Origin of the sequence: Dokdonella fugitiva (assembly GCF_004342425.1) — a bacterium.
Lineage (GTDB): Bacteria > Pseudomonadota > Gammaproteobacteria > Xanthomonadales > Rhodanobacteraceae > Dokdonella_A > Dokdonella_A fugitiva.
Genome location: NZ_SLWQ01000007.1, coordinates 114,522 through 140,145 on the forward strand (window position 1 = coordinate 114,522; position 25,624 = coordinate 140,145).

25 protein-coding genes are annotated in these 25,624 nt (G+C 70.9%); 20 read left to right on the forward strand and 5 right to left on the reverse strand.

The annotated features are described in order from the left end of the window. Nucleotides 1-52 precede the first annotated feature (52 nt). From EV148_RS13080 to EV148_RS13145, 14 genes are all read left to right on the forward strand, one after another. The gene (locus EV148_RS13080; RefSeq protein ID WP_131998965.1) at nucleotides 53-1,393 is read left to right on the forward strand and encodes an NnrS family protein; all 1,341 of its coding nucleotides are present in this window, start codon (nucleotides 53-55) and stop codon (nucleotides 1,391-1,393) included. A 131-nt stretch (nucleotides 1,394-1,524) separates the two neighbouring features. Next, nucleotides 1,525-1,926: a SirB2 family protein gene (locus EV148_RS13085; protein ID WP_131998967.1), complete on the forward strand. Its 402-nt coding sequence runs from the start codon at nucleotides 1,525-1,527 to the stop codon at nucleotides 1,924-1,926. An 8-nt stretch (nucleotides 1,927-1,934) separates the two neighbouring features. Continuing rightward, a complete protein-coding gene (locus tag EV148_RS13090) occupies nucleotides 1,935-3,176 on the forward strand; it encodes an MgtC/SapB family protein (RefSeq protein WP_131998969.1) in 1,242 nt (413 codons plus the stop codon). A 147-nt stretch (nucleotides 3,177-3,323) separates the two neighbouring features. Then, entirely contained in the window at nucleotides 3,324-4,835 is a 1,512-nt protein-coding gene (gene nirK, locus EV148_RS13095) for a copper-containing nitrite reductase (RefSeq protein ID WP_131998971.1), read from the forward strand. Between the two features lie 12 nt (nucleotides 4,836-4,847). Continuing rightward, the gene (locus tag EV148_RS13100; protein WP_241988085.1) at nucleotides 4,848-5,663 is read left to right on the forward strand and encodes a formylglycine-generating enzyme family protein; all 816 of its coding nucleotides are present in this window, start codon (nucleotides 4,848-4,850) and stop codon (nucleotides 5,661-5,663) included. Further along, entirely contained in the window at nucleotides 5,660-6,340 is a 681-nt protein-coding gene (locus EV148_RS13105) for an SCO family protein (protein ID WP_131998973.1), read from the forward strand. Before EV148_RS13100 ends, EV148_RS13105 begins: the two co-directional genes overlap by 4 nt. Before the next feature lie 108 nt (nucleotides 6,341-6,448). After that, nucleotides 6,449-7,912: a cytochrome-c oxidase, cbb3-type subunit I gene (gene ccoN, locus EV148_RS13110; protein WP_131998975.1), complete on the forward strand. Its 1,464-nt coding sequence runs from the start codon at nucleotides 6,449-6,451 to the stop codon at nucleotides 7,910-7,912. Between the two features lie 137 nt (nucleotides 7,913-8,049). Continuing rightward, the gene (gene ccoO, locus EV148_RS13115; protein ID WP_131998977.1) at nucleotides 8,050-8,712 is read left to right on the forward strand and encodes a cytochrome-c oxidase, cbb3-type subunit II; all 663 of its coding nucleotides are present in this window, start codon (nucleotides 8,050-8,052) and stop codon (nucleotides 8,710-8,712) included. Beyond that, the gene (locus tag EV148_RS13120; protein ID WP_131998979.1) at nucleotides 8,709-8,867 is read left to right on the forward strand and encodes a cbb3-type cytochrome oxidase subunit 3; all 159 of its coding nucleotides are present in this window, start codon (nucleotides 8,709-8,711) and stop codon (nucleotides 8,865-8,867) included. The genes ccoO and EV148_RS13120 overlap by 4 nt, the downstream gene beginning before the upstream one ends. Then, a complete protein-coding gene (gene ccoP, locus EV148_RS13125; RefSeq protein ID WP_131998981.1) occupies nucleotides 8,864-9,769 on the forward strand; it encodes a cytochrome-c oxidase, cbb3-type subunit III in 906 nt (301 codons plus the stop codon). The genes EV148_RS13120 and ccoP overlap by 4 nt, the downstream gene beginning before the upstream one ends. Nucleotides 9,770-9,800: 31 nt before the next feature. Further along, on the forward strand, nucleotides 9,801-9,971 hold the full coding sequence (locus EV148_RS13130) for a hypothetical protein (RefSeq protein WP_182518078.1): 171 nt from the start codon (nucleotides 9,801-9,803) through the stop codon (nucleotides 9,969-9,971). Continuing rightward, nucleotides 9,968-12,436: a heavy metal translocating P-type ATPase gene (locus EV148_RS13135; protein WP_131998985.1), complete on the forward strand. Its 2,469-nt coding sequence runs from the start codon at nucleotides 9,968-9,970 to the stop codon at nucleotides 12,434-12,436. Before EV148_RS13130 ends, EV148_RS13135 begins: the two co-directional genes overlap by 4 nt. Then, nucleotides 12,433-12,744: a cbb3-type cytochrome oxidase assembly protein CcoS gene (ccoS, locus tag EV148_RS19105; protein WP_131998987.1), complete on the forward strand. Its 312-nt coding sequence runs from the start codon at nucleotides 12,433-12,435 to the stop codon at nucleotides 12,742-12,744. The genes EV148_RS13135 and ccoS overlap by 4 nt, the downstream gene beginning before the upstream one ends. Next, a complete protein-coding gene (locus EV148_RS13145; RefSeq protein ID WP_131998989.1) occupies nucleotides 12,741-13,469 on the forward strand; it encodes a sulfite exporter TauE/SafE family protein in 729 nt (242 codons plus the stop codon). Before ccoS ends, EV148_RS13145 begins: the two co-directional genes overlap by 4 nt. Nucleotides 13,470-13,518: 49 nt before the next feature. Here the strand turns inward: EV148_RS13145 and EV148_RS13150 are convergent, their stop codons facing one another. The 3 genes from EV148_RS13150 to EV148_RS13160 form a co-directional block, all read right to left on the reverse strand. Continuing rightward, nucleotides 13,519-14,040 carry a cupin domain-containing protein gene (locus EV148_RS13150; RefSeq protein WP_241988086.1) on the reverse strand — a complete coding sequence of 174 codons (522 nt, stop codon included), beginning with the start codon at nucleotides 14,038-14,040 and terminating at the stop codon, nucleotides 13,519-13,521. 17 nt (nucleotides 14,041-14,057) lie between these two features. Continuing rightward, nucleotides 14,058-15,134: a redoxin domain-containing protein gene (locus EV148_RS13155; protein WP_241988087.1), complete on the reverse strand. Its 1,077-nt coding sequence runs from the start codon at nucleotides 15,132-15,134 to the stop codon at nucleotides 14,058-14,060. A gap of 290 nt (nucleotides 15,135-15,424) precedes the next feature. Continuing rightward, nucleotides 15,425-18,112, reverse strand: coding sequence for a M1 family metallopeptidase (locus EV148_RS13160; RefSeq protein WP_158287461.1), 2,688 nt, complete (start codon nucleotides 18,110-18,112; stop codon nucleotides 15,425-15,427). Nucleotides 18,113-18,259: 147 nt separating this feature from the next. Between EV148_RS13160 and pdxR the strand changes: the two genes are divergently transcribed. After that, a complete protein-coding gene (gene pdxR / locus EV148_RS13165; RefSeq protein ID WP_131998993.1) occupies nucleotides 18,260-19,807 on the forward strand; it encodes a MocR-like pyridoxine biosynthesis transcription factor PdxR in 1,548 nt (515 codons plus the stop codon). 18 nt (nucleotides 19,808-19,825) lie between these two features. Here pdxR and EV148_RS13170 read toward each other — a convergent pair whose 3' ends face one another. Together EV148_RS13170 and EV148_RS13175 are read right to left on the reverse strand one after the other, a co-directional pair. Next, nucleotides 19,826-20,386: a carboxymuconolactone decarboxylase family protein gene (locus tag EV148_RS13170; protein ID WP_131998995.1), complete on the reverse strand. Its 561-nt coding sequence runs from the start codon at nucleotides 20,384-20,386 to the stop codon at nucleotides 19,826-19,828. A 238-nt stretch (nucleotides 20,387-20,624) separates the two neighbouring features. After that, nucleotides 20,625-21,167, reverse strand: a complete 543-nt coding sequence (locus tag EV148_RS13175) for a peroxiredoxin (RefSeq protein ID WP_131998997.1) — start codon at nucleotides 21,165-21,167, stop codon at nucleotides 20,625-20,627. Between the two features lie 175 nt (nucleotides 21,168-21,342). Here EV148_RS13175 and oxyR point away from each other — a divergent pair, with 175 nt between their 5' ends. From oxyR to EV148_RS13200, 5 genes are all read left to right on the forward strand, one after another. After that, entirely contained in the window at nucleotides 21,343-22,293 is a 951-nt protein-coding gene (gene oxyR, locus EV148_RS13180) for a DNA-binding transcriptional regulator OxyR (RefSeq protein WP_131998999.1), read from the forward strand. 96 nt (nucleotides 22,294-22,389) lie between these two features. Then, on the forward strand, nucleotides 22,390-22,803 hold the full coding sequence (gene rnk / locus EV148_RS13185; protein ID WP_131999001.1) for a nucleoside diphosphate kinase regulator: 414 nt from the start codon (nucleotides 22,390-22,392) through the stop codon (nucleotides 22,801-22,803). A 117-nt stretch (nucleotides 22,804-22,920) separates the two neighbouring features. Continuing rightward, on the forward strand, nucleotides 22,921-23,343 hold the full coding sequence (locus tag EV148_RS13190) for a rubrerythrin family protein (protein ID WP_131999003.1): 423 nt from the start codon (nucleotides 22,921-22,923) through the stop codon (nucleotides 23,341-23,343). 186 nt (nucleotides 23,344-23,529) lie between these two features. Next, entirely contained in the window at nucleotides 23,530-24,885 is a 1,356-nt protein-coding gene (locus EV148_RS13195; RefSeq protein ID WP_131999005.1) for a heterodisulfide reductase-related iron-sulfur binding cluster, read from the forward strand. 157 nt (nucleotides 24,886-25,042) lie between these two features. Further along, entirely contained in the window at nucleotides 25,043-25,624 is a 582-nt protein-coding gene (locus EV148_RS13200) for a DUF3501 family protein (RefSeq protein ID WP_131999007.1), read from the forward strand.

A 25,624-nucleotide genomic window follows, 5' to 3' on the forward strand; every position in this document is an offset into this window, starting at 1 on the left:
CGCGCTGACCTGGGTCAAGGCGCGCGGCGCACGGATGCACGACGATCGCGCCATGGACAGACCCCGCAGCAACGATCGCGCGAAGGAGGCCGGCGGCCTGCGCGGCATTCCCCTGCGCGTGGAACCGGCGCCTGCCGCGAACGACGCCGACGCCGCAGCGGATCCGCGCTCGCTCGGCGCGGCCCTCGCCGCCCTCCCCGCCGTGTTCGCGAGCGCGCCGCATCGCCTGATGTTCTTCGCCGGCGCGAGCGCGGTGATCGTGTCGATGCTCTGGTGGGCATGCTGGCTCGCCGCAGCCCGTTTCGGCCATGCCTTTCCCGCCGCACCAGTGCCGCCCGGCTGGGCGCATGCGGTGTTCGCGCAGTACGGCATGCTCGCGCCGTTCATCTTCGGGTTCCTGCTCACGGTGTTCCCGCGCTGGATGGCGCAGCCTGCGCTGACGCGAAGACACTACGTGCCGGTCTTCGGCGGCGTGTTCGGCGGCTATCTCGTCGCGCACGCGGGCCTGCTCGGTTCGAAGTGGCTGCTCGTCGCCGGCATCGCGCTCATGCTCGGCGGCTGGCTCGCCGGCCTCGTCGCGCTCGGCGGCGTGCTCGCGCGCAACGGCGCGAAGGACCGCCACGCCCTGTCGTGCTACGTCGCACTCGTGCTCGGCGCGTGCGGACTCGCTGCGTTCGGCGCGTTCGCGCTCGGCGCGCCGTGGCAGTTCGCCTACGTCGCGATCCGCTTCGGCACGTTCGGCCTGCTGCTGCCGGTGTATTTCACCGTCTGCCACCGCATGATCCCGTTCTTCAGCGGCAACGTCGTCGGTCCGCGCTATCGCGCGTTCCGGCCCGCCTGGAGCCTGCCGCTGCTGTGGGCGCTGCTGCTCGTGCACCTCGTGCTCGACCTCGGCCACCACCAGGACCTGCTGTGGATCGCCGATGCGCCGCTCGCCGCGTTCTTCCTCGTGCACTGGCTCGGCTGGCAACCGTGGAAGTGCCTGCGCCCCGGCCTGCTCGCGGTGCTGCACCTCGCCGGCGCCTGGCTCTGGATCGCGTTCGCGCTGTATGCGGCGCAGAGCCTGCTCGCGTTCACCGATCACGGCTTCCTGTTCGCGCGCGCCCCGGCGCATGCGCTCACGGTCGGCTTCTTCGGCTCGATGCTCGTCGCGATGGTCACTCGCGTGACGCAGGGCCATTCGGGCCGGCCGCTCGAGATGGGGCGCATCCCGTGGCTCACGTTCTGCCTGCTGCAGGTCGTCGCGCTGGTGCGCCTGTACGCGGAATTCTCGGCGGACATGCCGCGCTGGCTCGTGATCGCCGCGTTCGGCTGGCTGCTCGCGTTCCTGCCGTGGGTGGTGCGATCGGCGTGGATCTTCCTCACGCCGCGCGTCGACGGCAAACCGGGATGATGCCGGCGATGCAGAGGCAAAATGGGTTGCCGCTTGCGCGGGAATGACGCCATGCTAACGTCGCGGCCCTCGTCCCGCAGGGCGGGTCGAGCCGCGTAGCGGCGAGTTCCGCCGACCACCGAGCCTCGAACGTGATCGAGTTCTACCCCCAGATCAAGCTCGTCCATGTCACCGCCGTGATCCTCTCCGGCGCCCTGTTCATGCTGCGAGGCATGCTCATGCTCGCGCGCTCGCCGCTCGCGCGACACGCCGCGCTGCGCTGGCTTTCCTATGCGATCGACACGACGCTGCTGACTGCCGCGCTCATGCTCGTGACGATCCTGCACCAGTATCCGTTCGTGCACGCGTGGCTCACCGCCAAGGTGCTGCTGCTCGTCGTCTACATCGTGCTCGGCACGCTCGCGCTCAAGCGCGGTCGCACGCGCCGCGTGCAGGTGGCGAGCTACTTCGCGGCGCTGTTCGTGTTCGCGTTCATCGTGACCATCGCGCGCGCGCACGACCCCTGGGGCATACTCGGCCGACTCGTCCACTGAGCCAGGCGATGCCCGCAACCGCGCTCCTGTACGGCTTCCTCGCCGCGCTCGGCGGTGGCCTGCTGGTCGGCATCGAACGCGAGCGCAGCAAGGGCACGGGCGCCGAGCGCGATGCGATCGGCGCGCGCACCTGCGTGCTCGCGGCGCTCTGCGGCACGGTCTGCGCCCTGCTCGGCGACGCGGCGCTCGTGCTCGGTGGCCTCGCGATCGCGGGGTTCGCCGGCCTCGCCTACCGGCAGTCGCGCAGCCGCGATCCCGGCCTGACCAGCGAGATCGCGCTGCTCGTCGTCTACCTGCTCGGCGCGCTCGCCGCGACGCGCGCGCAACTCGCCGCCGGCCTGTACGTGCTCGTCGCGATCGTGCTCGCGAGCAAGCCGTGGCTGCATCGCTTCACGCGCCAGTCGCTCGGCGACGCCGAGCTCGACGACCTGCTGCTGCTCGCCGCCTCCGCGCTGATCGTGCTGCCGCTGCTGCCCGACCGCGCGATCGATCCGTTCGGCGTGCTCAATCCACGCACGCTGTGGCTGCTCGTCGTGCTCGTGATGGCGATCAATGCGGCCGGCTACGTCGCGCTGCGCCTGCTCGGCGCGCGGCGCGGGCTGCTGCTCGCCGGCTTCCTCGGCGGCTTCGTCTCGAGCACGGCGACGATCGGCAGCATGGGCCAGCGCGCGACCGCGACGCCGCAGGCACGCGACGCGGCGATCGCGGCCGCACTGCTGTCCAACGTGCCGACCGTGGTGCAGATCGGCATCATCCTCGCGGCGACGTCGCCGCCGCTGCTGCTCGCGCTCGCGCCGGCGCTGGCCGCGGCCGGCGCGATCGCCGCGGCATTCGCCGCGGTCTTCGTCGCGCGTGCCCGCGCGGTCGTCGAGGACACGCCTGCCACCACCCGATCGCGGCCGTTCGACCTGCGCCATGCGTTGCTGTTCGCGGCGATCGTCGCCGCCGCGTTGCTGCTCGCCGCCGCACTGCATGCGTGGATCGGCGAGCGCGGCGCGCTGATCGCCGCGGCGGCGACCGGCCTCGCCGACGTGCACGCGGCAACGGTGTCGCTCGGCGAACTCGCGGCGACGGCGACCCTGCCGATGGCGCAGGCCGCACTCGGGCTCGTGCTCGCCTTCGTCGCCAATTCGCTCGTCAAGGCCATCGCCGCGTTCGCCGCCGGTGGCCTGCCGTTCGCCCGCCCGCTGGCCGGCGGCGTGCTCGCGATCGACGCCGCCCTGCTGCTCGCCTGGGCGCTGTCCGCGTAGGGGCCGGGGCACCCCCGCTGCGACGTTCGGTCGCAGGAAGAGTATCCTTGTACACAGCCGCCCTTGATCCCGATCAAGGCGCCCCGTGTTCGCGTCGGAGAAGCTGGCCACCGTAGAGAAACCGATCACTGCCCGAGGGGATTTCCGATGAAACGCTTGCTGCTCGCCGTCGCCGTCAGCGCCGCCGTACTGGCCGGCTGCACCGGTCGCTCGACCGGTACGAATGAAGCCGCTGCCGCCCCTCCCGTCGCCACCACCGGCGGCTCGGCCAAGGGCGATTTCGGCCCGCCGCAGGGCGAACCGGTGCACGCGGTGCTGACGAGTCCACCCGAGGTGCCGCCGCCGACCAATCGCAACCATCCGGCGAAAGTGATCGTCGAACTCGAAGTCATCGAGAAGGAGATGCCGATCTCCGAAGGCGTCACCTACACGTTCTGGACCTTCGGCGGCACCGTCCCCGGCAGCTTCATCCGCGTGCGCCAGGGCGACACGGTCGAGTTCCACCTCAAGAACTCGCCCGACAGCAAGATGCCGCACAACATCGACCTGCATGGCGTGACCGGCCCCGGCGGCGGCGCCGCCTCGAGTTTCACCGCGCCCGGCCACGAATCGCAGTTCACGTTCAAGGCGCTCAACCAGGGCATCTACGTCTACCACTGCGCGACCGCGCCGGTCGGCATGCACGTCGCCAACGGCATGTACGGCCTGATCCTCGTCGAGCCGCCCGAAGGGCTGCCGAAGGTCGACCACGAGTACTACGTGATGCAGGGCGACTTCTACACGACCGGCAAGTACCGCGAGAAGGGCCACCAGCCGTTCGACATGGAGAAGGCGATCGACGAATCGCCGACCTACGTGCTGTTCAACGGCCACGAAGGCGCGCTGACCGGCGACAAGGCGCTCGCCGCGAAGACCAACGAGACCGTGCGCCTGTTCGTCGGCAACGGCGGCCCGAACCTCGTCTCGAGTTTCCACGTGATCGGCGAGATCTTCGACCGCGTGCAGCAGGAAGGCGGCACGCATCCGCAGGAAAACGTGCAGACCACGCTGATCCCCGCCGGCGGCGCCGCGATCGTCGAATTCCACACCGAGGTGCCCGGCAGCTACGTGATGGTCGACCACTCGATCTTCCGCGCGTTCAACAAGGGCGCGCTGGCGATCCTCAAGGTCGACGGGCCGGAGAACAAGGCGATCTATTCGGGCAAGGAAGTCGATTCGGTCTACCTCGGCGATCGTTCGGAACCGAACCTCAAGCCCGTCGCCGCCGCGGCGAAGGCGGCCGCGAGCGGCGCGCTGACGAAGGAAGACCAGATCAAGGCGGGCCAGGTGCTCTTCACCGGCACGTGCTCGGTCTGCCACCAGGCCAATGGCGAGGGCCTCGCGAACGTGTTCCCGCCGCTGGCGAAGTCGAGCCTGCTCGCCGCCGAGCCGAAGCGCATCGTCGAGATCATGCTGCACGGCCTCAGCGGCAAGGTCACGGTGAACGGCACCGAGTACAACTCGGTGATGCCGCCCATGACCCAGCTCACCGACGACGAAGTCGCCAACATCGCGACCTACGTGCTCAACAGCTGGGGCAATCCGGGCGGCCAGGTCACCAAGGAAGACGCGGCCAAGGTGCGGGCGACGCCGCCCGCGGCCGCGCCGGCGGAGCACTGAGCGGCCGCCGGCATGAATGCGCGCGCCATCCGTCGATGCACGACCGTCCTCGCCGGCGCCGCGACCGCGGCGTTCGCGATGGCGCCGTGCATCGGCGCCACCGCGCCGGCCTATGTGCCGATTCCCGCGACGGACTTCGTCAGCGTGATCGAAACCGAAGCCGATGCGAAGCCGGTGCCGCTCGCCGCGTACGCGCTGCGCGTCGAACCCGTGACGAACGCCGAGTTCCTCGCGTTCGTCACGGCACATCCCCAATGGCGCCGCGACCAGGTGCCGAGCGTGTTCGCCGATGCGCGCTACCTCATGCATTGGCAGGCCGCCGATGCGCTCGGCGAACAGGCGCTGCCGGCGCAGCCGGTCACCCAGGTGAGCTGGTTCGCCGCGCAGGCCTACTGCGAATCGGAGCAGGCGCGCCTGCCGAGCTGGATCGAATGGGAACGCGCCGCCGCGGCGAGCGCGAGCGTCGCCGATGCACGCGGTGACGCCGCCTGGCGCAAGCAACTGCTCGACTGGTATGCGAAACCGTCGAACGCGCCGCTCGCGGCGATCGGCGGCGCACCGAACCTCTACGGCGTGCGCGACCTGCACGGGCTCGTCTGGGAATGGGTCGAGGACCAGGCGTCGATGATGGTCACGTCCGACAGCCGCGACCAGAACGATCCCGACCGGCTCAAGTTCTGCGGCTCGGCCGCGCTCAGCCTGCGCGACCGCGACAACTACGCCCTGCTCATGCGCATCGCCCTGCTGTCGTCGCTGCAGGCGGCGGACACCACCGCCAACCTCGGCTTCCGCTGCGCACGCTCCATCGAACCTGCGGTGAAACCATGAAACCGACGCAAGAACCCGGCGAGCGCGAGGCCCTGCCCTGCCTCGCTTGCGGCACCACCGACACGCATGGCGACGCTGCACCGGTGCCGCGGTTGCGTTCGATCCTGCGCCTCGTCGCGCTCTGCATCGCGCTGCTCGGCCTCGGCTTCGTGGTCGGGCGCGCGCAGGCGGCCGAGCCGCCGCGCGATTCGACGTATCACCTCGTGGTGCCGCTCGTCGACCAGGACGCTCGCGGCTTCACCTACGCGGACGGCCGCGGTCGCGCGCGCATCGTCAGCATGTTCTACACCTCGTGCAAGTACGTCTGCCCGCTGATCATCGACACGCTGCTCAAGACCGAGCGCGAACTTGCGCCGGCCGAGCGCGCGCGCATCGACGTGCTGCTTGTCAGCCTCGATCCCGACAACGACACGCCCGAGGCGCTCAAGCGCGTCGCCGACAAGCGCCATCTCGACACGTCGCGCTGGCGCCTCGCGCGCACCGACAAGGCGCACGTGCGCACTCTCGCCGCGCTGCTCGGCATCCAGTACAAGCAACTCGAGAACCGCGAGTTCAGTCATTCGAGCGCGCTCGTGCTGCTCGATGCCGAGGGCCGGGTCGTCGCGCGCAGCGATCGCCTCGGCGAAGCCGATCCCGATTTCGTCGCCGCCGCCAAGCGCGTGCTCGCGAAGGACTGACGCGACGGCTGCGACGGGTTGCCGCAGGCCCGGCATGCGGTGACTTGACGCAGGCCGCGATCGCCCGAGGCGGCCTCCGTCGACAATACGCGTTTGCTGGAGGCTGCGATGCCCAAGACGGAAACCTACGACGACCAGATCGTGCGCCTGTTCCTGCTCGCGGCGGCGGTGTGGGGCATCATCGGCATGACGATCGGTTGCTGGATCGCGGCCGAGCTCGCATGGCCGGTGTTCAACCTCGGCATCCCCTGGCTCAGCTTCAGCCGCCTGCGTCCCGACCATACGTTCGGCGTGATCTTCGCGTTCGGCGGCTCCGCGCTGATGGGCACCTGCTACTACGTCGTGCAGCGCACCGGCCACACGCGGCTCGCGCTCGGCCGCCTCGCCAGGTTCACGTTCTGGGGCTGGCAGCTCGCCTGCGTGCTCGCGATGCTGACGATGCCGCTCGGCATCACGCAGAGCAAGGAGTACGCCGAGCCGGAGTGGTTCATCGACATCCTCGTCGCGATCGTCTGGGTATCGTTCGGTACGGTGTTCTTCGCCACGCTCGCGCGCCGGCGCATCCGCCACATCTACGTCGCCAACTGGTACTACGGCGCGTTCATCATCGCGGTCGGCCTGCTGCACGTCGTCAACAACATCGCGCTGCCGGTGTCGCTGTGGAAGTCCTACCCGGTCTATTCCGGCGTCGTCGACGCGATGGTGCAGTGGTGGTACGGCCACAACGCGGTCGCGTTCTTCCTGACCGCGGGCTTCCTCGGCATGATGTACTACTTCGTGCCGCGCCAGGCGCAGCAGCCGCTCTGGAGCTACCGCTTCTCGATCGTCAACTTCTGGGCGCTGATCTCGGTCTACATGTGGGCCGGCTCGCACCACCTCATGTACACCGCGCTGCCCGACTGGGTGCAGTCGGTCGGCATGGCGTTCTCGCTGATCCTGCTCATGCCGAGCTGGGGTTCGGCGGCGAACGGCCTGCTCACGTTCAACGGCTCGTGGCACCGGCTCAAGACCGACCCGGCCGCGAAGTTCATGGTGCTCGCGCTGGTGTTCTACGCCGCCTCGACCTTCGAAGGCTCGATGATGGCGATCAAGACGGTGAACTCGCTGTCGCACTACACCGACTGGACCGTCGCGCACGTGCATTCGGGTTCGATCGGCTGGGTCGCGATGATCACGATCGGCTCGCTCTACGCGATGGCGCCCCGCGCGCTCGGCCGGCCGGCGATGCACTCGGTGCGCGCGATGGAACTGCATTTCTGGCTGCACACGGCCGGCCTGCTGCTGTACGTGGTCGCGATGTGGACCGCGGGCGTCACCGAAGGCCTGATGTGGCGCGCGACGAACGCGGACGGCTCGCTCACCTACGCCTTCATCGACAGCCTCATCGCGATCAAGCCGTGGTACGCGGTGCGCTGGCTCGGAGGCGTGCTCGTGCTCAGCGGCATGGTCGTGATGGCGTGGAACCTCTGGCACACCGCGGCGCAGGCGCGCGCACGGCTGATCACGCCGATCCCGGTGCCGATTCCGGAGCCGGAGGCGCACCAGGTGCCGGCGCCCTTGCCGGTGTACTAGTGCGCGCCTTCGTCGCTGGTGCGCGCGTCCGTGCGCGCCGGCACAAAGGATCGACGGGATCATGATGGTGATCTCACGGTGGCAGTCCAGAAGCGGCCATCCATGGCCGCACTCTTCAACCAAGAGCGACAACAGACATGGCGGGCGGGTATAGATATTTCGAAGCGGTCGAGAAGCACGCCGGGTTGCTCGGCGTGCTCATCGCGATCATGGTGTCGATCGGTGGCCTGGCCGAGATCACGCCGCTATTCATGGCCGCGCATACGGTGCAGCCGGCCGACGGTGTCAAGCCGTACGACGCGCTGCGCCTCGCCGGCAAGGACGTCTACGTGCGCGAAGGCTGCTACCTGTGCCATTCGCAGATGGTGCGCGCACTGCGCGCCGAGACCGAGCGCTACGGCCATTTCTCGGTCGCCGGCGAATCGGTCTACGACCGTCCGTTCCAATGGGGCTCCAAGCGCACCGGCCCCGATCTCGCGCGCGTCGGCGGCAAGTACACCGACGAATGGCAACGCCTGCACCTGCGCGATCCGCGCTCGGTCGTGCCCGAATCGAACATGCCAGCCTACCCGTGGCTGTCGCAGGCGATGCTCGATCCTGCCGACATCGAGGCACGCATGCGCACCCTGCGCATGCTCGGCGATCCGTACACCGACGCCGACATTGCCGGCGCGCAGGCGGCCGTGAGTGGCCACACCGAGATGGAAGCGCTGATCGCCTACCTGCAGGGCCTCGGCATCAACAATGCCGCGAAGACCGCGGACACGGCAGCCGCTGCGACCGGAGGGAGCGCGCCATGACCATCACGCCATTCTGGGGACACCTCGTCGGCGCGGTGACGCTGGCGACGATGCTGAGTTTCGTCGGCACCTGGATCTGGGTGTGGAACGCGCGCCACCGGAACAAGTACGACGCGCTCGCGCGCCTGCCCATGCACGACGAGGAAGCGCCATGAGTCCGTTCTGGTCGGCCTGGATCATGTTCCTGGTCGTTCTCAACCTCGGTATCACGCTGTTCCTGTTCATCTGGGGACAGCGCGTGAAAATCCCGGTGCAGCCGGACGGCACCAGCGGCCACGTCTGGGCGCACGGCGTGCTGCGCGAGGGCGTGCGCACCTTGCCGCTATGGTGGGTGGTGCTGTCCGCGTCGATGTTCGTCGTCGGCTTCGCCTACCTCGCGCTCTATCCCGGCTTCGGCGCGTACAAGGGCATGCTGGGCTGGACCGCGCACGGCGAACTCGCGCAGGACGTCGCCGCCAATCGCGCGCGCCTCGATCCGCTGCTGCAGCGCTTCGCCGGGCAGCCGGTCGAGCGCCTCGCCGGCGATGCCGATGCGACGCGCATGGGCGGACGGCTGTTCGTCGACAACTGCGCCGCGTGCCACGGCCGCGACGGCCACGGCAACCGGCTGCTCGGCGCGCCCAACCTCGTCGATGCCGACTGGCTCTATGGCGGCGACGGTGCGGCGATCCTCGCGAGCATCCAGGACGGCCGCCACGGCACGATGCCGCCGTTCGGCGGCACGTTCGACGCGGCGACGATCGAGAACGTCGCCAACTACGTACTCAGCCTTTCCGGCGCCGACCATTCGCCGACGAAGGCCGCGGCCGGCAAGGCGACGTTCGCGGTGTGCTCGGCCTGCCACGGCGCGACCGGCACCGGCAATACCGCACTCGGCGCGCCGAACCTCACCGACGCCATCTGGCTCTACGGCGGCGACCTCGCGACGATCGAGAAGACGATCCGCGACGGCCGCGGCGGCACGATGCCCGCCTGGCGCACGCGCCTCGACGACACCGAGGCGCGCCTCATCGCGGCCTGGGTCCATGCACGCTCGCACGACACCACGACGCGCTGAACACGCCGGTTCGGCGTGGTATCGCCAGCCCGTGGCCTGGCTCGGCGCACTGCTGTTCGCCGCCTCGCTCGGCGGCTGCGTGCTCATGATCGTGCTCGGCGCACGCCATGCCGACGAAGCGCTGCCGACCGGCGGCGAGCTCATGAAGATGCCGCTCGGCGAGGCGCCGCCGGCCGCGCCCGCACCGGCGCCGATGCCATGACCGGCGCGTGCTGGCACTGCGGCGAACCCTTGCCCGCGGGCGAACCGCTCGAGGCGACGGTCGCCGGTGTCGCGCACGCCGTGTGTTGCCACGGTTGCCGTGGCGCCGCCGAATGGATCGACCAGCTCGGCCTCGCCGACTACTACCGGCTGCGCAGCGAACCCGCGGCGCGCCCGCGCGACGGCATGGGCGAAGCGGCGACGTGGCGACGCGCCGACCTCGCGCGCCACGTCGTGCGCGACCTCGGCGACGGCCGGCACGAGGCGCTCGTGCTCGTCGACGGCGTGCGCTGCGCGGCCTGTGTCTGGCTCATCGAACGCATGCTCGGCTCGCTACCCGGCGTCGAACGCGTGGTGGTCAACGCGGCCGCGCGCCGTGCGCGCATCGTCTGGGACGATGCGCGCTGCGAACTCGCGCGCGTGCTCGATGCCTTCGAGCGCGCCGGCTACCGCGCGCTGCCCCTCGACGCGGGCGCGCTCGACGACAGCCGCCGCGCCGAATCGCGCGCCGCGCTCAAGTGCCTCGTCGTCGCCGGCTTCGGCGCGATGCAGGCGATGATGTACGCGAGCGCGCTCTATCTCGGCGCCTTCGACGGCATGGATGCGAGCACGCGCGACCTGTTCCGCTGGCTCGGCCTGCTCGTCGCCTCGCCGGTCGTGCTGTACGCGGCGCGACCGTTCTTCGCCGGCGCATGGCGTGCGCTGCGCGCCCGCCACCTGTCGATGGACGTGCCGGTATCGCTCGCGCTCGCGCTGATCTACGCCGCCAGCGTGGTCGAGGCGGTCCGCGGCGGACGCGAGGTGTACTTCGACTCGGTCAGCATGTTCGTGTTCTTCCTGCTGCTCGGTCGCCAGCTCGAGATGCATGCGCGCCACCGCGCGGGCGATCTCGGCGACGCGCTCGCCAGGCTGACGCCCGCGTTCGCGGAGCGCATCCTCGCCGACGGTTCAACCGAGCGGATCGCCGCGGCGGAACTCCACCCCGGCGACCACGTCCGCGTCGCGAGCGGCCTCGCGGTGCCTGCCGACGGCGTGCTCGTCGGCGCCGCCTGCCGCGTCGACGAGGCGCTCCTCTCCGGCGAATCCGCGCCAGTCGCGCGGCGCGACGGCGACACGCTCGTCGCCGGCAGCATCGTCGTCGAGGGCCCGGCGCGGCTGCGCGTCGAGCGCGTCGGCGCCGATACGGCGCTCGCCGGCATCGTCGCGCTCGTCTCGCGCGCGCAGGCCGAGCGCCCGCGCCTCGCGCGCGCGGGCGAACGCGCCGCGGCGCGCTTCGTCGCGCGCGTGCTCGCGCTCGCGGCGCTCACCGCGGCCGGCTGGAGCATGGTCGAACCGACGCGCGCGTTCGCCGCGACGCTTGCCGTGCTCGTCGTGTCGTGCCCGTGCGCGTTCGCGCTCGCGGTGCCGGCCGCGCTCACGCGCGCGCTCGCGCTGCTCGCGCGCCGCGGCGTGCTCGTCGTGCATCCCGATGCGATCGAGACGCTCGCCGGCGCGACCCATGTCGTGTTCGACAAGACCGGCACGCTGACCGAACCCGGCGTCGCCGTCGAGCGCATCGACGCGCGCACTTCGGCCGGCGCCGACGCACTCGCACTCGCGGCCGCGCTCGCACGCCACAGCCACCATCCCGTCTCGCGCGCGATCATCGCCGCGGCCGGCAACGACGCCCATGCCGGACCGGCTGTCGCATGCGAGGTCGAAGAAGTCGCCGGGCTCGGACTGCGCGGCCGCATCGGCGGACGCGAACTGCGCCTCGGTCGCGCCGACTTCGCGCTGGACCCTCGTTCGTCATCCGCGCGCATGCCGGGAACCGACGGCGACGGCGCGACCACCCACGACGACGCCGTGGTGCTCGCCGATGACGACGGCCTCGTCGCTACCTTCCGGATCGGCGAACACCTGCGCCCGGGCGCGCACGACGCGATCGACGCACTCACTGGTGCAGGCCTCGCCGTCGAGATCGCCAGCGGCGACGCGGCCTCGAAGGTCGCCGCGCTCGCGCGGCGCCTCGGCGTCGCGCAGTGGCGCGCGCGGCAGTCGCCGGCCGACAAGCTCGAGCGCCTGCGCGCGCTGCGCGCACACGGCGCGCGCCTGATCGCGGTCGGCGACGGCATCAATGATGCCCCGGTGCTCGCCGGGGCCGACGTCGCGGTCGCGATCGGCAGCGGCAGCGACCTCGCGCAGGCCTCGAGCGACGTCGTGCTCGCGCGCGCCGACCTCGGCGCGCTGCCGGAAGCGGTCACGATCGCGCGCGAGACGATGCGCGTGCTGCGCCTCAACCAGCGCTGGGCGCTCGCCTACAACGTCGTCGCGGTGCCATTCGGCGCGCTCGGCCTCGTGCCGCCGTGGCTCGCCGCGCTCGGCATGTCGGCGAGTTCGCTCGCCGTCGTGGTGAATGCGACGCGCATCGGTCGCCGCCGCCGTGCGAAGCCCGCGCTCCCGCACCCGCACGAGGCACTCGCATGAACGTCCTGCTCGTGCTGATCCCGCTGTCGATCCTGCTCGCGCTCGGTGCCGGCATCGCGTTCTTCTGGGCCGTCGACCACGACCAGTTCGACGACCTCGACACACCGAAGCTGCTCCCGCTGCTCGACGATCCGCACGCCGCCGGCGAGGCCCCCGCCGACCATCTTCGTCGTCCCGGCGAACACCGTGCCCCGGCGCCTTCGAGTGCCGCGGCCCAGGCACCGGCACCGCGTCCGCGCGACAGCGAACGCGAAGCCTCACCCAGCCCTCGGCCCTCGGCCCCCAGCCCTCGCCAAGCCGCCCCATGACCGCCCTCCTCACCTACACCGGCGCGCTCCTGCTCGGTCTCGCCGCCAGCGGCCACTGCCTCGTCATGTGCGGCGGCATCTCGGCTGCGCTCGGCATCGCGACCGCGAAGCGCGCCGACGGCCGGCCACGTCCGGGACTGCTTGCCGCCTACCAGCTCGGCCGCATCACGTCGTACGCGCTCACCGGGCTGCTGCTCGGCGGCGTGTTGGGCGGCCTCATCGCGCTGCTCGACGTCGAGTCCGTGCGCCGCGCGCTGCGCGCATTGAGCGCGGCGGCGCTGCTGCTCGGCGCACTCGTCGCATCCGGCTGGCTGCGCGACCCCGGCTTCGGCATCGGCCGGCGTCTCTGGCCGCACCTCGCCCCGCTCGGCCGCCGCCTGCTGCCGGTCGCGAGCCTGCCGCGCGCGTTCGCGTTCGGCATGATCTGGGGCTGGATGCCGTGCGGCTTCGTCTACACCGTGTTGCTGATCGCCGCGCTGCAGCTCGGGGCCGCGCGCGGCGCCGCGACGATGCTGCTGTTCGGCCTCGGCACCGCGCCGGCCCTGCTCGCGGCCGCGTTCGGCGCAGAGCGTTTCGCGCGGCTCGGCGCACATCGCGGCGGCCGGCGCGCGGCCGCCGCGGCCCTGCTCGCCAGCGCATTGCTCACGCTCGCAGGCCCGTGGTTCGGCGAACACCTGCACGGGTTGCACGTGATGCTGCCGTTCGACTGCACCGGCGTGCGCTGAGCGCGGCAACCACGGCGCACACCGACGCCTGCGAACGAGCGCGCAATCTTCAGACCGCGCGCAACTGGTCGGCGAGGCTGCGCGTGTGCTCGTTGATTTCCGAGCCGGTGTGCAGAGTCGTCTTGCGCTCGATCAGCATGACGAGGCACTCCTGCTCGGCGACGGGATTGTGGCGCACGCCCTTGGGCACGACGTAGGCATCGCCCGCGTCGAGCTCGACCGCACCGTCGGCCATTTCGATGCGCAGGTGCCCGGCGAGGACGTAGAACAGCTCGTCCTCGTCGTCGTGCGCGTGCCAGCCGAACGTGCCGTGCACCTTGGCGACCTTGACGTAGGAGTCATCGAGCGACGCGACCACGCGCGGCGACCACAATTCGGTGAGGCCGGCGGCGACCGCCGCCGGTGAAACGACCTTCGACATCGAACCTCCATCGCCGCGCGAGGCGGCATCCTGCATGGCCGGGCGCAACGAGCGCGCCCTGCCCGTCACGGACGAATCCGCATTGTAGTGCGCGCCCATGCGAACGCGATGGCGTGGGTCGCCCATGCCCGGGTGCCACGTCGACTTCATGGGAGCATCCGCCATGGTCACGGCATGAGTCCCATGCGCAGCGCGTCGTGCAGGTCGTCACGCTCGAAGTCGATGCGCCGCTCGACGCGCCCATCGGCATCCAGCACGACGACGCACGGCACGCGCGAGATGCCGAAACGGCGGAACAGCGCGCCGTCGCGGTCGAACACGAGTGGCACCGCGACATGGGCGCGGTCGCGCCATTCGCGCAGGTCCTGTTCCGACGCCCACAGGGCGGAGGCGACGCCGAGCCAGCGCTCGCCGGTGTCCGCACCGAGTCCCGCTAGCTGTTCGCGCAGCGCGCGACAGCGCGCCGAAGAGGCCGGCCGCGTCTTCTCGAAATACTCCTCGCACCAGGGCGAGAGGAACGCGAGCACGCTGCGGCGCCGGCGTTCGGGATCGGCAAGCGCGACCTCGTCGCCGCCGAGCGCGCGCACCCGCGTCGGTGGCACGACGTCACCGACGCGCAGGGCGGGCGGCGCATCCGTCGCGGCGTCCGCGTTCTCGACGACCGCGCCGGCCGGCGCGCGACGTGCCTCGGCGAGCGCGGCGTCGACGCGCCCATCGGCGAGATGGCCGACGTGGCGGATCACGCCGTCGCGACCGATGACGACATGCTGTGGCGTCACGCGCACGCCGAACAGCCCGGCGAGCCGGCCGTCCTCGTCGCGCACGATCGGCATCGTGAGTCCGTATTCGTCGCGGAAAGCGCGCACCTGCTCCGGCGTGTCGTCGAAGCCGAGGTTGACCGCGACGACGGCGAGGTCTTCGCCAGCCCCCTGCTGCACGCGTTCGAAATGCGGCATCTGTTCCCGGCATGGCGAGCACCAGGTCGCCCAGAACTTGAGGTAGACGGCCTTGTGGCCCCGCAATGCGGCGAGGTCGATCGTGTCGCCGTCGATCGTCGTCATGCGCGCGGCGGGCGCGCGCGTGCCGAGGCGTGCCGCGCCGGCTTCGCGCGCGTAGTCCTCGCCGCTTTCCGCGCCCACGGGTGCGGCGACGAAGACGAGGCACAGCGACAGGGCGGCGATGCACGCTTCGCGGCTGAGCGTGCGAAGGTTGGGAGGCGGAGTCGGTGGGGTGGTCGGATCCATCGTGGTCGTACTCGGCGAGCGCGGCGACTCGGGTGTTGCCGCATCATCACGTTACGACCGGCCGCGCCGGCAGCAGGCGCCAGTCTCGCCCGCTTCGATGGAACCAGCGCTGGCGAGGCGCGGGGTGCCGGCTTTCGCCGGGGCGACGAATTCATCACACCGGTCCGTCCCGAGCGGAGCACTCTTCGTCTTCCGCTTCTCCTTCGTGCGCTTCGCATCGGAGGCTGCGGCTCTGCCCTGGCGCTTGCCGCGGCCTCGACCATCCGGAACCGCAGCGCGTTTCCGAAGCCCTACTTCGCCGCGTGCCCCGCGACCCACTCGGCGAGCGCCTTGCGGTCGACGTGTTCGCGCAGCGCGCCGCATTGACGGATGCCTTCGAGTGTCTGGCCGAGGCCGCGGTCGCCGCCGATGAGTTCCTTCACGCGCGGTGCAAGGAACGCGGACATCTCGTCGGCCTCCGCGGCGCTGCAGCGGCCGGGCGCGAACGTCTTCGGCAGCCACGCCTGCGCGAACGGCGGCAGGCGCTTGCGGTACGCCTCGAAATGCCGGGTAAGCCACTGCCACAGCGCGGCGCGGTTCTCCGGCTCGTCCGCCTGCGCTTCGTAGAGGCGCCCCATCTCGCCGATCTGCACCGCCGCACCGAGGCCGTAATCGCGCGCGCGTTCGCCGAGCGCGGGATCGCGCGTCGCGCCGAGCGCGGCGAGCAGTGCGTAGCGTTCGGTCGTGTCGCGGCTCGCCTCGAATGCGGCCTGCGCGGCGTCGAACGCGGCCTGGCCGCCATCCTGCACGGTCACCTTGAGCGCGGTCACGCGCAGGTCGGCGTCGGCGCGCGAAAGATCGGGCTTGCTGCCGGTATCGAGGCCGAGCGCGGCACGACCCTGCGTGGCGAGTTCGGCGCGCGTGCCCGGGTCGCGCACGACCATCGCGAGGAACTCGGCGATGCGCGTGCGCAGTGCGGTGTCGGTCCCGGGCTCGCCGTCCTTGCGATGCCAGCCGAGCCTGGCGAGGCGCGGCGCGTACAGGCGCGTGACCCAGGCATCGAGCGCGGGTCGCGTCGACGCGTCGGCGACGTGCTCGCGGATCCATTCGTAGCGGCGCAGCAGCGCGGTCGCGACCTGCGGCATCTGCGCGGCCGCGAGCGCGGGCATTGCGTCGAGCAGGGTGCCCGCGGCCACGCTGCCGCGGCGGAAACCGCTGTCGATCGCATCGGCATAGACGAGTTGTTCGGGCGCCGAAAGCGTCGCGACGGCGCCGCCGAGGCGGGCGAGGTCGGCCGCGGCGAGATCGAAGCGGTAATAGCCGCGCGCATCGGCATTGGGCAGGTACCAGTCCGGGCACGCGCCGGCGACGTCGAAGCGCTGCTCGGCCTGCTCGAGCAGGAAGCACTGCGTGTCCGAGCCGCCGCCGTGGCCGAAGCGCGCGCAGACCGGCACGCCCCAGCGCGGCGCGTCCTTCGACATCACCTGGTACGGCAGGTAGCGCGACTGCGCGAGCGTGAGCGTCGCCTTGCCCGCTTCGCAGGCGAGTTCGCTGCGCACCAGCGGCACGCCCGGCTGGTCGAGGAAGCTGCGCATCGCCTTGGCGAACGTCTCGCCCTTGCCGCTCGCTTCGGCGAGCGTCTCGATGAGGTCGTCCGAGCTGCCGCTGCCGAACGCGCGTCGCGCGAGGTAGGCGCGCATGCCCTTGCGGAAGCGTTCGTCGCCGACCCATGTCTCGAACATCGCGAGCACCGCCGCGCCCTTCTGGTAGGTGATGCTGTCGAACGCGGTCTCGATGTCGCCGCGGCCGAGGATCGGCTGGCGGATCTTGCGCGTGCTGAGCAGGCTGTCGTTCGCCATCGCGTAGAGGCGGCTTTCGAGCGCCTCGAGGTCGGCGTGGTATTCGGGCCGCAGCGCCGAGGTCGCCTTCGCCTGGCCCCAGGTCGCGTACGCCTCGTTGAGCCAGATGTCGTCCCACCACGGCACGGTCACGAGGTCGCCGTACCACTGGTGGGCGATCTCGTGCGCCTCGATGTTGAACACGCTGCGGTAGTGGTCCGCGGCCGACTGCGCGTCGGTGAGGAGGTACGCGTCGCGGTAGATGATGAGGCCTGCGTTCTCCATCGCGCCGGCGGAGAAATCCGGCGCGCCGAGCAGGTCGAGCTTGTCGAACGGATACGGCTGCGCGGTGTAGTCCTCGTAGAACTTCACGATCGCCGGCGCGACCTCGAGCGCCCAGGCGAGCTTGTCCTTGCTGCCGCGCGGACCGATCGCGCGCAGCGGCAGCGCGTTCTTGCGCACCGCGTTCGGCGGGATGGGCGCGGCCTCGGCGACGTCCCACGGGCCGACCGCGAACGCGACCAGGTAGGTCGGCAGCGGCGGCGTGGTCGCGTAGGCGATCGTCTTCCACTTCGCGTCGGCGGACTTCTCCTCGCGCACGGGCCGCGTATTGGCGACCGCGACGTCCTGCACCGGCACGGTCAGCGCGAGATCGAACGGCACCTTGAAGCGCGGCTCGTCGAAGCCGGGGAATGCGAGGCGCGCGCTGACCGGTTCCATCTGCGTGACCGCGTAGGCATCGTCGCCGACCTTGACCTTGTACACGCCTTCGAGCTGGCCGTTGAACGGCGCGTCGTAATCGAACGCGAGCTCGACCTCCTGCGCGGGCAGGCGATGCGCGAAGCGCACTTCGAGCACGCCTGTATCGCCGTGCGTGACAGCCTTCGCCTCGACCGCCGCGCCCGCGGCGTCGGTCGCGCGCACGGCGCGGATGTCCATCTGCTGTGCGTGCAGCCAGACGTGGTCGCTCGCCTTGGCGAGCCTGACGCGGATGCGCGCCTCGCCGTCGAAGCGGTCACGGCGCGGATCGATCGTCAGGTGCAGCGCGTAGTGCAGCGGCGCCGTGTCGGCCGGCAGCTTGCCGGTCGGCACGCCGTCGTCCTTGGCCCCGGCGGCACCGCAGGCGAACAGGCAGGACAGGATCAGGATGCTCGTTCGCATCGGTGCGTCTCCGCGAGGGTTTCGCCGCGGACCCCTGCCCGCGGCATGAAGCCGCCACTTGACCATGCCGGCCGGGTCGCCGGCATGGGCGGAACGTCATGCTGCCGGCGGTTGCGACGATCGGGGCGGCGGCGGCGTCCTGACCGCATGAGGCACTGGGAGCTCGCCGTTTCGCTCGATCCGCACAGCGGGCAGCCGCTGTTCCTGCAGCTCGCCGACGCGATCGCCGAGGACATCCGCCGCGGCCGCCTGCGCGCCGACGACGCCCTGCCGGGCACGCGCGGACTCGCCGCCCAGCTCGGTCTCAACCGCAACACGGTCGTCGCGGCCTACGAGGAACTCGCCGCGCAGGGCAGCGTGCGCACGCGCGTCGGCGGCGGCACCTTCGTGACCGCGGCGACGCCGCTCGCGCGCGTGCGACCGTTCGCGCAGCCCCCGCCGGCGGCTCCGACCTTCGCGCTCGCGCCGGCGGCGCCGGACCGGCTCGTCGCGCCGGCCACGCCGGCGCCGGGTACGCTGCTGCTCGCCGGCGGCGCCCCCGACCCACGCCTGTTTCCCGCGCGCGCACTCGCCCGCGCATTCCGCCGCGCGATCGAAGCGCGCGGTCGCGCCGCGCCCGGCGCGGGCGGACCGTGCGGCCACGCGCGCCTGCGCGACGCGCTCGCCGACATGCTCGCGCGCGCGCGCGGACTGCCCGCGACGGCGGCGAACACGATGGTCACGCGCAGCATCGAACAGGGCATCGACCTCGTCGCGCGCGCGCTCGTATCGCCCGGCGACGTCGTCGCGGTCGAGGAACTCGGCTATCCGCCGGCATGGAACGCATTGCGCCTCGCCGGGGCCGAGCTCGTGCCGCTGCCGCTCGATGACGAAGGCCTGCGCGTCGATGCACTCGCTGCGCTGCTCGAACGCACGCGCGTGCGCGCGGTGTTCCTCACGCCGCATCACCAGTTCCCGACCACCGCGGTGATGTCGGCGGCGCGGCGCGCGCGGCTCGCCGGACTCGCGCTGCGCCATCGCGTCGCGATCGTCGAGGACGACTACGACCACGAGTTCCACTACGCGGGCAAGCCGGTGCTGCCGCTCGCCGCAGGCGCGGGCGGTGGCAACGTCGTCTACATCGGTTCGCTCGCGAACCTGCTCGCGCCCGGCATCGGCACGGGCTTCGTGGTCGCGCCGGCGCCGGTGTTCGAGCGTATCGCACGGCTGCGCGCGGCGACCGATCCGCGCTGCGACGCCGCGCTCGAGGGCGCGATCGCGGAGCTGTTCGAGGACGGCGAACTGCTGCGCCACGTGCGCCGCCTCAAGCGCGCGTTCATCGCCCGCCGCGATGCGCTCGCCGACGCGCTGCGGCACCGGCTCGGCGGCGCGCTGGACTTCCGCGTCGCCGAAGGCGGCCTCGCGTTGTGGGTACGCGTCGACGCTGCGATCGATCTCGACGCGTGGGTGCGCGAGGGCGTGCATGAAGGCGTGCAGTTCGCCGCCGCAACGCCATACGACTTCCGCGGCCGCGAGCTGCAGGCGATGCGCCTCGCCTTCAGCTGGCACGACGAGGCCGAGCTGCACCAGGCCGTCGAACGCATGGCGCGTGCGCTCGCCCGCTGCGCGCCGTTGCGCCGCGCGCCGGCCGCGCGCGCGGCGATCGGCGCGCGCGCCCCGCGCCGGGGCGAAACGGAACGGCGCCGCAGCGCCTGAGCGACGCCGTGGGGAGGATCAGGCCGCCGCGGCGAGCGCGGGCGCGGCCGCGCGTGCCTGCTCGGCGATCACGCCGACCGCATGCAGCACCGCCGCGATGCGCACCGCGCTCTGGATCGCCTGCGCGGACACGCCGTGCTTCTGCAGCGTCTTCTCGTGCGACTCCATGCACATGCCGCAACCGTTGACCGCCGACACCGCGAGCGAGGCGAGTTCGAAATCGACCTTCTCGCAGCCGGGGTTGGCCATCACGTTCATGCGCAGGCCCGCGCGCATGGTCGCGTATTCCTCGTTGCCGACGAGGTGGGTGAAACGGTAGTAGACGTTGTTCATCGCCATGATCGCGGCGGCCGCGCGGGCGCCGTTCGCTTCGGCCTCGCTGAGCGTGCCGGCGAACTTCTCGACGACCGCTTGCGTCAGCGGCTCGTGGCGCGCGGAAATCGCGCTGGCGATCGCGACGATCGCGATCTGCTTGGCGGTGAGGCCGGGCGAGCCGGTTTCGCCGAGTACCGCATCGAGGTTGAGGCGCAGGTCCTTGGCATAGTCGGGCAACTGGTCGCGGATCGATTCGAGGCTCATGATGGACTCCTGTGGTCGCGCGGCCACGCCGCGCGTTTCGTACGGTTCGGGGATGGCGCGGGCGCCGCGCCGGCGCGGCGACGCACCGCCGGAAAGAAGAAGCCGGGCGGCGGCACCGCCGCCCGGGAACCGCCTCGCGCGGAGAGGGAGGGAGAGCGCGAGGCGGGTCGAACGCCGGACGCGAAAAGCCGGGCCTTCGCGTCGCGTGCGATGCCGGGCGGCATCGCGACGCGGTGGATCAGGCGACTTTCAGCGTCTCTTCGCCCTGCTTCCAGTTGCACGGGCACAGCTCGTCGGTCTGCAGCGCGTCGAGCACGCGCAGCACTTCCTGCGGGTTGCGGCCGACGCTGCCGTCGGTCACGTAGGCGAAGCGGATCACGCCTTCCGGATCGACCAGGAACGTCGCGCGCTTGGCCACGCCCTCTTCCTCGTCGAGGATGCCGAGCGCGGTCGAGAGGCGCTTGGCCGTGTCGGCGAGCATCGGGAACGGCAGGTCGCGCAGGTCCTTGTGGTCCTTGCGCCACGCCAGGTGCACGAACTCGCTGTCGGTGCTCGCGGCGAGGACCTGGCAGTCGCGGTCGGCGAACTGGCTGTTCAGGTCGCCGAAACCCTTGATTTCGGTCGGGCAGACGAAGGTGAAATCCTTCGGGTAGAAGAACACGAGCAGCCACTTGCCCTTGTACGTCGTGTTGGTGATCGGCGCGAACGCCTTCTCGATGCTCTCGGTCGAAACGGTGGCCTTGAGGTTGAATTCGGGGAACTTGTCGCCAACGGTCAGCATGCTGGAACTCTCCTTGGAGTGGTTTCAAAGACGATGGGGTTGATACGGGGTGGCGCAAGCAATCGCGCCAGCGGGGACAAGAATAGGCTCCGCCAATCGATCATTCAAATCGATTGTTGATATGTTATCGATAGAGTGATTCAATCGCCAGCGTCGCCCTTGCAGCGCTGCCGCCATGAACCTGCGCGACCTCCGCTACCTCGTTTCGCTCGCCGAACATCGCCATTTCGGCCGTGCCGCCGAAGCCACGTTCGTGAGCCAGCCGACCCTGTCGACGCAGATCCGCAAGCTCGAGGAGGAACTCGGCGTCGCGCTGGTCGAACGCACGCCGCGCAAGGTGCTGCTGACCGAGGTCGGCCGCGAGATCGCGCAGCGCGCGCGCGAGGTGCTCAACGAGGTCGAGCAGATCCGCGCGATCGCGCGCCGCACGCTCGACCCCGAATCGGGGACCGTGCGGCTCGGCATCTTCCCCACGCTCGGGCCCTACCTGCTGCCGCACGTCGTGCCGCGCATCCGCGAGCGTTTCCCGCGCCTCGAACTGCTCCTGACCGAGGAGAAGACCGAGGTCGTGCTGCGCCTGCTGCGCGAAGGCCGCCTCGATGCCGGCATCCTCGCCCTGCCGATCCACGACGATCAGCTGCACCAGGAGTTCCTGTTCGAGGAGGACTTCGTGCTGGCGGTGCCGGAGACGCATCCGCTCGCGAAGCACGCGAGCCTCGAGCTCGACGAGCTCGCCGACCAGAACCTGCTGCTGCTCGAGGACGGCCATTGCCTGCGCGACCAGGCGCTCGAGGTCTGCCATCTCGCCGGTGCGAACGAACGCAGCGGCTTCCGCGCGACGAGCCTGGAGACCCTGCGCCAGATGGTCGCCGCGGGCGTCGGCATCACGCTGCTGCCGAGCCTCGCGGTGCAGCCGCCGATCGCGCCGTCGGCGAACGTGCACCTCGTGCCGTTCCGCGGCGATCCGCCGAGCCGGCGCATCGCCATGGTGTGGCGCAAGAGTTCCGCCCTCGGCGCCTTCCTCGAGCGGCTCGCCGGCGTCATCCGCTCGCTGCCGCGCGAGCTGCTCGATGCGCGCGCGCCGGCGCCGGCACGCAAGCAGCGGCGAACCACCGCGCACCGATGACGGCGCCGGTTTGAGAATGCCTGCGCGTTGGACTACGGTTCGTGGATGCGGGCGCCGCGTCGCGCGCCCACCACGATGGAGTTCGCCTTGGAACCGATGTCCCCGACACCCCCGATCCTCGTCTCCAGCCTCGACTTCGAACGCATCGAAGCGGTGCTCGATGCGCCGGCCTTCCGCGATCACGCCAGCGCGAGCGCGCTGCGCGGCGAGCTCGCGCGGGCCGACGTGGTCGCGCCCGCGCAGATGCCCGCCGACGTCGTCACGATGAACTCGCGCGTGCGCGCCGTCGACGTCGACAGCGGCGACGCCTACGAGCTCACCCTCGTCTACCCGCGCGACGCCGACGGCGACGCCGGGCGCGTGTCGGTGCTCGCGCCGGTCGGCAGCGCGATCCTCGGCCTGCGCATCGGCCAGACGATGCAGTGGCCGATGCCGGGAGGGCGTCGCATGACGTTGCGCGTCGACGCGATCCACTACCAGCCGGAAGCCGCGGGCGACCTGCATCGCTGATAGCCCGCGTCTATCATCGTCATCGCATCCGTCGATTTAACGGGGCGCGGCGACGGTGCTAACGTCGGGGCACGTGCCACCGGAAGGTCTTTCGTCCCCTCCACCACGAGGTGCATCATGAGCAACCTGAAAGGCAGCCGCACCGAAGAAAACCTCAAGGCCGCGTTCGCCGGCGAATCGCAGGCCAACCGCCGCTATCTCTACTTCGCCCAGAAGGCCGACGTCGAAGGCCACAACGACGTCGCCGCGGTGTTCCGTTCCACCGCCGAAGGCGAGACCGGCCACGCGCACGGCCATCTCGAATACCTCGAGGCGGTCGGCGACCCTGCGACCGGCCTGCCGTTCGGCAGCACCGTGAACAACCTCAAGACCGCGATCGCGGGCGAGACCCACGAGTACACCGACATGTACCCTGGCATGGCCAAGGCCGCGCGCGAGGAAGGCTTCGAGGAAATCGCCGACTGGTTCGAGACACTCGCGAAAGCCGAGCGCTCGCACGCCAACCGCTTCACCAAGGCGCTCGGCGAAGTCGGCGGCTGAGCGGTCCAACGCGGCCCGTGGGAGCGGCTCCAGCCGCGATGCCGGCATCGCGCCTTCCGGCGCTCTCTCGGGCCGCGGCGTCGCGACTTGCTCATGAACGCATGAGCCACGCCTGCGGCAGATCCGGCGCTGCGCGCCTCGATCCGCCCGACCGTCGCTCCCGCATGCATACATCCGGAGCCCTGCATGGCCGATGACCGCACCGCGTCCGGTGCACCGCGCGAGGGCAGCCTCGACGCGCCGACGCGCCATCCGCTGGACTGGAAGAATCCCGCGTTCTACGACCAGGCCGCGCTCGACGCCGAGCTCGAGCGCGTGTTCGACATCTGCCACGGCTGCCGCCGCTGCGTGAGCCTGTGCCAGGCGTTCCCGACGCTGTTCGACCTCGTCGACGCATCGCCGACGATGGAAGTGGATGGCGTCGCCAAGAGCGACTACGCGAAGGTCGTCGAGCAGTGTTATCTCTGCGACCTCTGCTACCAGACCAAGTGCCCGTACGTCCCGCCGCATCCGTGGAACGTCGATTTCCCGCACCTGATGCTGCGCGCGAAGGCGGTGCGCCACCGCGAGGGCGCGACCTCGCTCGGTTCGAAACTGCTGTCGAGCACGACCGCGGTCGGCAGGATCGCCTCGATCCCGCTCGTCGTCGACATCGTGAACGCGAGCAATCGCGCCGCGCCCACGCGCAAGCTGCTCGACAAGGCGCTCGGCGTGCATCCCGACGCGCGCCTGCCGACGTTCCATTCCGACACCGCGCGCCGGCGGCTGCGCGCGCTCGATGGCGGCACCGCGGCGGCGACGCCGGCGGGTCGCACCCGCGGCAAGGTCGTGTTGTTCGCGACCTGCTACTGCAACGTGTCGCAACCGCAGGCGGTCGAGGACCTCGCCGCCGTGCTCGCCCACAACGGCATCGGGGTGAAGCTGGTCGAGCGCGAGGTCTGCTGCGGCATGCCCAAGCTCGAACTCGGCGACCTCGACAGCGTCGAGAAGTACATGCGCAGGAACGTGCCGCTGCTCGCGGCGGCGGTGCGCGAGGGCTGGGACATCAGCGCGGCGATCCCGTCGTGCGTGCTCATGTTCAAGCAGGAGCTGCCGCTGATGTTCCCCGACGACGAGGACGTGCAGCTCGTGCGGCGGCACATGTTCGATCCGTTCGAATACCTCTGGCACCGCCACCAGGCGGGCCTGCTCAAGACGGACTTCCGCAACCCGCTCGGCAAGGTCGCCTGGCACGCGCCGTGTCACCAGCGCGTGCAGAACATCGGCCCGAAGACGCGCGACGTGCTCGCGCTCGTGCCGGGCACCGAGGTGACCGTGATCGAGCGCTGCTCCGGCCACGACGGCACCTACGGCGTCAAGCGCGCGACCTACGCGATCTCGCGCAAGATCGCCAGGCCGGTGGAGGCGCGCATCACCCAGGCCGCGCCCGACCACTTCGCCAGCGACTGCCCGATGGCCGGCTCGCACCTCGCGCACGGCCTCGGCGATTCCCCGCGCGCCGAGAGCCCGCTCGGCCTGCTGCGCCTCGCTTACGGGATCTGACGGCATGAAGGAAGAGCCTCGAAGCCTGAAACAAGAAGCACACCGGGCACACGAAGGAGCCTTGCCGATTCCGTGCCGTTGCCTTCCTCGTGTACGCGACGTGCTTCGCGTTTCAATCCTTTCTTCAATGGTCACGACGGCGTAGGCCCCTTCACCCATGAACAAGCTCGTCCCCGCCGACCTGTGGAAACTCGAGGACTACGCGCGCGAGCGCGCCGCGTTCCGCGCGCGCGTGCTCGCGCACAAGAAGCCGCGCACGATCCACCTCGGTGCGCACCTGACCCTCGTGTTCGAGGATCGCCTGACCGTGCAGTACCAGGTACAGGAGATGCTGCGCATCGAGCGCATCTTCGAAGCCGACGGCATCGCCGACGAACTGGCCGCGTACAACCCGCTGATCCCTGACGGCGCCAACCTCAAGGCGACCTTGCTCATCGAATACGACGACGTCGAGCAGCGCCGGCGCGAGCTCGAGCGGTTGCGCGGCATCGAGCACGACATCCGCCTCGTCGTCGAGGGTACCGAACCGGCGACCACGGTCGCCGACGAGGACCTCGAGCGCAGCAACGAGTCGAAGACCGCCGCGGTGCACTTCCTGCGCTTCGAGCTCACGCCGGCCGCGATCGCCGCCTGGCGCGCGGGCGCGGCGGTGCGCCTCGAAGTCGACCATCCGCACTACCGCGGCGCCACCCCGCTCGACGCGCGCCAGCGCGAGGCGCTGCTCGCCGATTTCGCCTGA